5 protein-coding genes and 1 pseudogene are annotated in these 6,649 nt (G+C 69.5%); 3 read left to right on the forward strand and 3 right to left on the reverse strand.

What is annotated here, in order from left to right; translation table 11 throughout:
* Window positions 1-1,799: phosphoenolpyruvate carboxykinase (GTP) (locus ACILRF_RS13515; protein WP_395673738.1), on the forward strand; the 1,799-nt coding region annotated here is incomplete at its 5' end.
* A gap of 3 nt (window positions 1,800-1,802) precedes the next feature.
* Here ACILRF_RS13515 and ACILRF_RS13520 read toward each other — a convergent pair.
* A complete protein-coding gene (locus ACILRF_RS13520; RefSeq protein WP_395673740.1) occupies window positions 1,803-2,897 on the reverse strand; it encodes a hypothetical protein in 1,095 nt (364 codons plus the stop codon).
* 10 nt (window positions 2,898-2,907) lie between these two features.
* On the reverse strand, window positions 2,908-4,833 hold the full coding sequence (locus ACILRF_RS13525) for a polysaccharide biosynthesis protein (protein WP_395673742.1): 1,926 nt from the start codon (window positions 4,831-4,833) through the stop codon (window positions 2,908-2,910).
* 141 nt (window positions 4,834-4,974) lie between these two features.
* On the opposite strand from ACILRF_RS13525, the gene queF reads away from it, so the two are divergent.
* Complete coding sequence (queF, locus tag ACILRF_RS13530; RefSeq protein WP_395673744.1) at window positions 4,975-5,430, forward strand: preQ(1) synthase; 456 nt, start codon at window positions 4,975-4,977, stop codon at window positions 5,428-5,430.
* 287 nt (window positions 5,431-5,717) lie between these two features.
* On the opposite strand, the gene ACILRF_RS13535 is transcribed toward queF, so the two are convergent.
* Window positions 5,718-6,329 carry a nitroreductase gene (locus tag ACILRF_RS13535; RefSeq protein WP_395673746.1) on the reverse strand — a complete coding sequence of 204 codons (612 nt, stop codon included), beginning with the start codon at window positions 6,327-6,329 and terminating at the stop codon, window positions 5,718-5,720.
* An 84-nt stretch (window positions 6,330-6,413) separates the two neighbouring features.
* Between ACILRF_RS13535 and ACILRF_RS13540 the strand changes: the two are divergent.
* Window positions 6,414-6,649, forward strand: a pseudogene (locus ACILRF_RS13540) (DNA mismatch repair protein MutT); the annotation flags it as partial.

A 6,649-nucleotide genomic window follows, 5' to 3' on the forward strand; every position in this document is an offset into this window, starting at 1 on the left:
TACAATGGGTGCGCGACATCGCGGAGCTGACTCAGCCGGAGCAGGTCGTCTGGTGCGACGGCTCCGAAGCGGAATGGGAGCGCCTGACCGGCGAGCTCGAGGCCGCCGGCACGCTGAAACGGCTCAATCCCGCCAAGCGCCCCAATTCCTTCTACGCCGCCTCCGACCCGCGTGACGTCGCCCGCGTCGAGAGCCGGACCTACATTTGCTCCGAACAGCCGGAAGACGCCGGCCCGACCAACAACTGGCAAGCCCCCGCCGAGATGCGGGCCACCCTGAACGGCCTGTTCGAGGGCGCCATGAAGGGCCGGACCATGTATGTGGTCCCCTTCTGCATGGGCCCCCTCGGGTCCAAGATCTCCGCGATCGGCGTCGAGATCACCGACAGCGCCTATGTCGCCATCTCCATGCGGGTCATGACCCGCATGGGCAAGGCCGCCCTCGACCAGCTCGGCGATGACGGCGAGTTCGTCCCCGCCGTGCACACGGTGGGCATGCCGCTGGCCGCCGGCCAGGCCGATGTGCCGTGGCCGTGCAACGAGACCAAGTACATCGTCCACTTCCCTGAGACGCGCGAGATCTGGTCCTACGGATCCGGCTACGGCGGCAACGCCCTGCTCGGGAAGAAATGCTTCGCCCTGCGCATCGCTTCGGTCATGGCTCGCGACGAGGGCTGGTTCGCCGAGCACATGCTGATCCTCAAGCTGACTTCGCCGCAGAAGGAAGTCCGCTACGTCGCCGCCGCCTTCCCGAGCGCCTGCGGCAAGACCAACATGGCCATGCTGGAGCCGACGCTCGCGGGCTGGAAGGCCGAGACCATCGGCGACGACATCTGCTGGATGCGCTTCGGCGACGACGGCCGGCTCTACGCCGTCAATCCGGAAGCCGGCTTCTTCGGCGTCGCGCCGGGCACCGGCGTCGAGACCAACAAGAACGCCGTCGACGCCCTGCACGGCAATTGCGTCTTCACCAACGTCGCCCTGACCGACGACGGCGACGTCTGGTGGGAAGGCCTGACCGCCGAGCCGCCGGCCCATCTCACCGACTGGCGCGGCCGCGACTGGACGCCGGAGAGCGCCGATCCGGCGGCCCATCCGAACGCTCGCTTCACGGTCCCCGCCGCCCAGTGCCCGGTCATCGCCAACGAGTGGGAAGATCCGGCCGGCGTGCCGATCTCGGCCATCCTGTTCGGCGGCCGCCGCGCCAGCGCCGTGCCGCTGGTCAACGAAGCCCGCGACTGGCGCCACGGCGTCTTCATGGCGTCCAATGTCGCCTCGGAAGGCACCGCCGCGGCCGAGAACGCCATTGGCGAGCTGCGCCGCGATCCCTTCGCCATGCTGCCGTTCTGCGGCTACAATATGGGCGACTACTTCGACCATTGGCTGAAGATGGGCGAGCAGGCGAAGGACCCGGCCAAGCTGCCGCGCATCTACTTCGTCAACTGGTTCCGCAAGGACGAGCGCGGCAAGTTCGTCTGGCCGGGCTACGGCGAGAACAGCCGCGTCCTGAAGTGGATCTTCGACCGGCTCGAAGGGCGCGCCGAAGCCGTCGACACCCCGATCGGTCGTCTGCCGGCGCCGGGCAGCCTCGATGTTTCGGGCCTCGGCCTGACGGACGCCCAGCTCGACCTGCTGCTGACCGTCGACGCCGAGATCTGGCGGAAGGAGGCGGCGCTCATTCCGCCGTTCTACGAAAAGTTCGGCGACCGTACGCCTAAGGCGCTTTGGGAAGAGTACGAGACCCTGGTTCGCCGTCTGGAGGCCTCAGCCCCGGCGCCGGCCATGGAGCCGGCCGAGTAACGTTCAGGGGCTGATCCGGGGCTGCAGGTCGCGCGCCAGCGCGGTCAGCGCCCCGGCCCAGTCGCCCGGAGCAGGCTGGCGGTACAGCCGTAACGAGGGATACCAGGGGCTGTCCTGGCGCCCGTCGTGCAGCCAGCGCCAGTCTTCCCCGATCCAGGGCAGCAGCACCCAACATTCCTTGCCGATCGCCCCCGCCAGGTGGACGATCGACGTGTCGACCGCGATCACCAGCTCCAACTGCTCGATCACCGCTGCGGTGTCGGCAAAGTCCTTGAGGGGCAGGGCGCTCTCGCCCGGCAGCAGGTTCTCCGCCCCCGGGAGGCTGAGCAGGAAGGCTCCGGCCTCGGGCGGCAGCGAGCGGTGGGCATTGTTGGCGTGCTCGGCACGCCCCTTGGCCACCACCCCGAACCGCGCCCCCGGCCGCAGCCGGCCCCGCCAGGCTTCCCGACGCGCGTCCGGCGCCACGAGATAGGCGGAGCGGCCCGGCAAGGACTCCACCGTCACGCCCAGGCGATAGGGCAGGGAGCCCAGCATCACCCAGGCGTCGGCGACCGGGATCCGCATCTGGCCGCTCGCGACGACCACGCTGGCGCCGAGGCCGCCGCAGAGCGGGGCGATCTGCGGTCGAATGATCAGGGTCACGGCGATCCCGCGGGCCACCAGGTCGGGCACGAAGCGGAGCCATTGCAGCGCATCGCCGAGCCCCTGCTCGTCCCACACCGTCAGGGAGCGCACCGGGCGCCCGTCCCACTCCGGATAGGGCAGTTTCGGCCGCACGTCGCCGGCGGCCGTCCCGGCGCGGGCCTCGAACAACGGGCCGGCTTCCTCGTATCGCCCAAGACCAAGGAGCAGGGTGGCCACATGAGTGCGGATCTCGGCCGCCTCGGGCGCATCGGCCAGTACGGCCTGGGCGACCTCGAGGGCCTCCGCCCAACGGTGCTGGCCTTCGAGCAGGCGGGTTAGGTGGCGATAGGCGGGCTTGCGCAGCTGCGGGTTCGCCAGCGCCCGGCGATAGGCCTCCTCCGCTTCGGCGTCGCGGCCGGCCAGGTGCGCCAGGAAAGCCCCGCGCAACTCGGCGGGCGTCGCAGGAGCGGTCACGGGCGCCCGGTCAGCCGCCGGCGACGACGCGCAGGTTGGGCGAGCCGCCCGCCTTCTCGCCGCGCACCTGGGCGACCAGGTCGAAGACCTCGCGCCGGACGTCGGCGTCCTTGCCCGCCGAGGCCATCGCCTCCAGCCGCTCGACGTGCTCGGAGGTGATCCGCAGGGCGGAGCTCGACACCACCTCCATGACGTTCGGCGCGCAACTCACTGAGCGCTCCCGTTGGTCCAGCAAGGCTTCAGTCAGCTTCTCGCCGGCGCGCAGGCCGGTGATCTTGATGTCGACGTCCTGGCGGCCCGAAAGGGCGATCATCTGGCGCGCGAGGTCCATGATCCGCACCGGCGCACCCATTTCGAGCACGAACAGACGAGCGTCCGGCTCGTCTCCGTCGGCCCGGGTCGCGGTGGCGTGCAGCACCAGCTGCGCCGCCTCCGGGATGGTCATGAAAAACCGCTCCATGTCGGGATGGGTGATCGTCACCGGCCCCCCGCGCTCGATCTGTGAGCGGAAGATCGGCACGACGGAGCCGGCCGAGCCCAGGACGTTGCCGAAGCGCACGGCGGAGAACCGCGTACCCTCGGCGCTGGCGTGCTGAGCCTGGACCAAGGATTCCGCCAGCCGCTTGGTCGCGCCCATCACGTTCGTAGGATCGACGGCCTTGTCGGTGGAGATCAGCACCATCTGCGCCGCCCCACAGGCGCGCGAAGCCTCGGCGACGTTGCGGGTGCCGATCAGGTTGGTCAGCACGCCTTCCGAAGGATGGCGCTCAACCAGCGGCACGTGCTTCAGGGCGGCGGCGTGGAACACCAGGTCCGGCTTCTCGGCCTCGAACACCGCCGCCAGCCGCGCGGCGTTGCGAACGTCGCACAGCACGGGCGCACGTGTGACGTGCGGGAATGCCTCGGCGATCTCGCGGTCGATCTGGAACAGCGACGGTTCCGAATAGTCGAGCAGGGTCAGTTGCGCGCAGTCGAAGGCGGCCACCTGCCGGCAGAGCTCCGATCCGATCGACCCGCCGGCGCCGGTGACCAAAACCCGCCGGCCGCGGATCAGGCTGCGGATCGCATGGCGGTCGAGCTCGATGGGATCGCGGGCCAGCAGCTCCTCGATGTTGAGCTCGCGCATCGGCAGCAGCGTCAGGCCGTCGTGCTGAGCCAACTCGACGATCGAGGGCAGGCGCAGCAGGCGGATGCCGTCCTTGGTCAGCCGGCCGAGCTGGTCCGGCGTCAGGCCCTTCATCCGCGCCGGCTCCTCGAGGAACAGGATGGCGCGCGGATAGCGGTTCCAACGCCGCAGGTCGGCCAGGGCGACGTCGAGGTTCTCGAGGTGGTCGATGATGCACACGCCCCGCACCTGCTGGCCGACGTCGCGCGGATCGACCCCGACGATGCCGACCGGCGTATAGCTGCGGTCATGGATGCGGGCCGCGTCCCGCAGGTAGGTGTCGGCCAGCGAGGTCGGGCCGATGAGTAGAAGCGACGGGCTGTGCGTCAGGCGATCGGAGACGGCTTTGAGCGGCGAGAAGGATTCCAGCACCCGCTCGTGAAGGGCCCGGCGCAGGGTGCGCACGCCCATCGACCCGACCATCTGGATCATCGGCGCCAGGAACAGCGTCGAGCGCGGCAGCCGCTCGCCGCGATTCAACAAGAAGGCGATCAGCAGGAACACCCCGACCGTCAGCAGCGCGATCCGCGCCAGAACCAGGGCGTCCGGGATCGAGCTATAGCGCCAGGGCGACAGTTCTCCGCGGAACAGGATCGCCAGGAGCGCCGTCACGCCCGTGTAGATGCCGAGGAGTTGCAAGAGCTCGCCGTAGGGCAGGCCGCCGTCGCCGAGTTCAGGTCGCAGCGGGATCAGATAGGCGAGAGAGAAGGCGGCGGCGGCGATCAGCACGTCGACCACGATGGTCTGGGCCCGGAAAGCCATCCTCTCCATGGGTCGCGCTCCGCTCAGTCTCCGATCCGCGCACCAGGACTGCGTACGGAGCGCTGGAAACTTAGAGATCGCCGCTCAGGCGAGCAAACGGAAAAGCCGCCTGCCGTTGTGAGGGGAGCCGCCAGGGGCTAAATCCGCCACATGCAAGAGACCCAACTGACCCAGCTCGGCCGCGAGACGAAGGCCTTCGCCTCCCCCGAGGAGGCGGTGCTGGAGCGGGTGCCGAACCCGCACCCCGACACGACCTATCTGGTTCGCTTCGCGGCGCCGGAGTTCACCTCTCTGTGTCCGGTGACCGGCCAGCCGGATTTCGCCCACCTGGTCATCGACTATGCGCCGAGGGACTGGCTGGTGGAGTCCAAGTCGCTGAAGCTCTACCTCGGCTCGTTCCGCAACCACGGGGCCTTCCACGAGGACTGCACCGTCGCCATTGGTCGCCGGCTGGCAGCCGAGCTGTCGCCGCACTGGCTGCGGATCGGCGGCTATTGGTATCCGCGCGGCGGCATCCCCATCGACGTCTTCTGGCAGACGGGTCCTTCGCCTGAGGGGCTTTGGCTGCCGGACCAGGGCGTGCCCCCGTATCGCGGCCGCGGTTGAGAGCCCGTCGTTGCGGCGCCTTGAGTCGTCGCGGGTGGTCGCGCCGGATGAATACTGCATTCGCCGGCTCGGCGGGCGGTGTGTTTTTCCTGACGTCTATCCATCACTTTCAAGCGTCGCCACGCGCGCTCGTCGAATAGCCCCGCTTGCTCGCCCTGGGGCGCGGCGGGGGTTTCCAAACCGCCGATAGCGGCCTATAGATGGACTCGCCCAATCTCTCCTCGGGCGTGTCACCTCAGGCCGGATGGCGCGGCGCGCCGTCCGGCCGTTGTGTGTCTGGATGCGGGCTAGCCTTCCCAGCGGCTCGTCAGGGCCGCCACGTTCGGCCGCTCCCGCTCCAGCGGCGCCTCGCTTGAGGTTCCCATGAACACGAATCCGGCGACCCGCTCGCGCCCGCTCAGTCCCAGGATCTGCATCGCCTCGGCGTCGTAGGCGTACCAGTCGGTGATCCAGTTCGCGCCGTAGCCCATGGCGAGGGCGGCGTTCAGCAGGTTGGTGCAGACCGCGCCGGCCGACAGCAGCTGTTCCCATTCCGGGATCGACGCTTCCTTCGGCGACGAGATGACTGCGACGCCGACCGGCGGGATCTTCAGCTTGCCGAGCTTGGCCGTCGCGACCTGGTCGCCGCGCGAGCGGGCCAGCGCCTCGAGGCGGCCCGCCAGCTGCGCCTTGCCTTCGCCCTCCAGGATGACGAACCGCCAGGGGGACAGTTTGCCGTGGTCCGGGACCCGCGCCGCCAGCCGCAGCAGCGTTTCCAGCTCCGCGGCGTTCGGACCGGGCTCCGCCAGCTTCATCGCCGACGCCGAGCGACGCAGCGCCAGGAAGTCCAGCACCGCCGGCGCCGGCGTGAGGGGCAGGGGCGCGCCAAAGGGAGGGGCGGGCGGAACCGGGTGGGTCAAAGCATCTCTCTCAGGTGTTGAGTTCGCAGACGGGCTCTCGTTTATGGGCGCTCGGGCGCGCCGCCCGCAAGGCAAGTTGAGAGCATGTCGCAAAAACCCGCCTGGCTGCGCCCGCACGGAACACCCTGGCTCCGTAGTGCGGAACGGCTCGTCTACGAGAACCCCTGGATCCGCGTCACCGAGCACGACGCCATCGCCCCGACCGGCAAGCCGGCCCTCTACGGCGTCGTCGGCTTCAAGAACCTGGCCCTGGCGGTCCTGCCGATCCACGACGACGGGACGGTGGTCCTGGTCGGCCAGAACCGCTTCGCGCTCGCCGA

The sequence above is a fragment of the Phenylobacterium sp. genome (assembly GCF_044236515.1).
Lineage (GTDB): Bacteria > Pseudomonadota > Alphaproteobacteria > Caulobacterales > Caulobacteraceae > Phenylobacterium.